Source organism: Mesorhizobium sp. M7A.F.Ca.CA.004.06.1.1 (assembly GCF_003999135.1).
Taxonomy (GTDB): Bacteria; Pseudomonadota; Alphaproteobacteria; order Rhizobiales; family Rhizobiaceae; genus Mesorhizobium.
Map to the genome: position 1 here is coordinate 1 of NZ_RZPQ01000800.1, position 2,602 is coordinate 2,602.

2 protein-coding genes are annotated in these 2,602 nt (G+C 61.8%); both read right to left on the bottom strand.

Translation table 11 applies throughout. The annotated features are described in order from the left end of the window. A partial coding sequence (locus EN906_RS30320) for a bifunctional 2',3'-cyclic-nucleotide 2'-phosphodiesterase/3'-nucleotidase (protein ID WP_127375613.1) occupies positions 1-1,792 on the bottom strand: 1,792 nt, incomplete at its 3' end. A 146-nt stretch (positions 1,793-1,938) separates the two neighbouring features. Further along, positions 1,939-2,602 (bottom strand): FAD-dependent oxidoreductase (locus EN906_RS30325; protein WP_164777475.1); only part of this gene is annotated, 664 nt, incomplete at its 5' end.

The following is a 2,602-nucleotide window of genomic DNA, read 5'->3' on the forward strand; positions in this document are numbered from 1 at the left end:
CGATATAGCGGACGATGACATCGCGATTGGTGTCCGGCGCCTCGTAGATGATCTTCGAGGCATTGATGTCGGGGAAATTGCCGCCGCCACCGGCCCGGTAATTGTTGGTCGCGATGACGAATTTCTGTTTAGGATCAATTGGTTTTCCATCGAAACTCAGGTCGACGATCCGATTGGCGCCAGCGTTGGCCAGCCCGCCCTTGGCATCGTATTTCGACGGCTGCGACAGATCGATCTTGTAGGTGACGCCGTCGATGACGTCGAAATTGTAGGACGGAAAATTAGTGTTGATGAGGGCCTGGTCGGCCTTATCAGGCTCGATCCGGTTGAAGATGCCGGCCGACATTTCCAGCCATTCCTTAACCTGCGCACCGGTGATTTCGACCGCACGCACGGTGTTGGGATAGAGATAGAGGTCGGCAACGTTCTTGATGGCGATGTCGCCCGCCGGCACGTCGGTATAGTAGTCGGCGCCGTTGCGCCCGCCGGCCTTGAACGGCGCGGCCGCCGACAGCAGCGGCACATCCTTCCATTGCGTGTTCTTGAGGATATCCCTGAGGTACCAGGTCTGCGCCTGGCTGACGACCTGCACCGACGGATCGTCGGCGACCAGCGCGAAATAGGAATAAAGCGGCGCGGAGGTCTTGCCGACGGGACGCCGCACATAGGCCAGCGTCGCCTGGTGGTCCTGGTCGAGGGCCGCGATGATGCGCTTGTCGTCCGGGACAGTCGGCTTGTTCTTGTTGTCGAGGCGTTCGAAGATCGGCCGCGCTTCGGAGGTGGCTGAAACGACCTTCCATTTCGACCCGTCACGCTCCAGCATCAGGTCGATCAGCCCCATATGCGAGCCCCAGAAACCGCCCATGACGGCGGGTTTGCCCTGCAGCGTGCCCTTTTGCGTGTCGACACCGTCGAGCGACTGGAAATCCTTCTTGCCGGGGAACACCAGATGCTGGTGGCCGGTGAACACCGCATCGATGCCGTCGACGCCGGCGACGAAGAACGAGGCGTTCTCCATCATGTCGCCCTGCTTCACGTCGATGCCGGAATGCGACAGCGCAAGGACGATGTCGGCGCCCTCCTCCTTCATCTGCGGCACCCAGGCCTTGGCCGCCTCGACGATGTCGCGCGTCTTGACGTTGCCCTCGAGGTTCTTGAGATCCCAGACCATGATCTGCGGCGGCACGAAGCCGATGATGCCGATCCTGATCGGCTGCTCGGCGCCCGAACCGTCCTTGATCTTCTTGTCGAGGATGACATAGGGCTTGAGATAGAGCTTGTCGTCGCGCGGGTTCGCGGCAAGCTCGGTGCCGCGGATCAAATTGGCGCAGACGAAGGGAAAATTGGCGCCGGCCAGCACCTTATCCAGGAACGACAGGCCGTAGTTGAACTCGTGGTTGCCCAGCGTGGAGCACTCGTAGCCAAGCAGGTTCATGCCTTTCATGATCGGATGCAGGTCGCCGTCCTTCAGCCCCTTCTCATAGGCGATGTAGTCGCCCATCGGATTGCCCTGCAGCAGGTCGCCATTGTCGATCAGCATCGAATTCACGGCTTCCTTGCGCACAGCATCGATGAGAGACGCCGTGCGCGACAGGCCCAGCGTGTCGTTCGTTTTGTCGGCGTAGTAATCGTAAGGCAGCACGTTCACATGGATGTCGGTGGTCTCCATGATCCGGAGATGGGCCTGGTTGCCTTGAGCGCGGGCGGAGAACGGATGCAGCATAATCAGTGCCCCTGCGGCGGCGCCCGCAAGGAGATCGCGGCGGGATATGGGATGGAGCAGTTGCGACATGTTTTCTCCTTCGACAACTGACAAGCCCTGCCCCGAAGCGAACTTCGCTCTGAAACCTGCTTAAGTCCATTCAACAAGTCGCGCGCATGAAGCCGCCACTCGATCAGCAACGGATGACGTGCGGATGAACGATCGGGGCGAGGAAATCAGCCCTTGTCGTCGTCGCCTTGGGTGATCAGCCGCGCGCTGCGCTGGCCTGTCGCGTAGATCCATAGCCAGCTCAGCGAAACCGCAAGCCGGTTGCGAAAACCGATCAGGAAATAGATGTGCGCCACTCCCCACAGCCACCAGGCCGCCCAGCCGGTCAGCTTGAGCCAGCCGAAATCGATCACCGCGGCGCGCTTGCCGATCGTGGCGAGATCGCCGGCATGCCTGTAGTGGAAAGGACGCGCGGTCGTGTCGCCGCCGAGCCTGGCCTTGATGGTGGCCGCAACATGTCGGCCCTCCTGCTTGGCGGAAGGCGCGACGCCGGGCACCGGCCGGCCATCGGGCCGCAGCACAAGGGCGGCGTCGCCGATGACGAAAATCTCCGGGCTGCCAGATACAGTCATATCGGGCTCGACCAGCACCCTGCCCGCGCGGTCCGCCTTCGCTCCCAGCCATTCAGCGGCCGGCGAAGCGGCAACGCCGGCTGCCCACAGGATCGTTCGGGCTGCCAGTTGCTTATCGCCAAATACAACACCTTCGGCGTCGCAGCTCGTGACGGCCCGGCCGAGCTCGACAGTCACACCGAGCCGCTCGAGCGCTTTGCTGGCATAGTCGGAAAGTTTCGGTGCGAAATTGGCCAGGATGCGGTCGCCGGCCTCGATC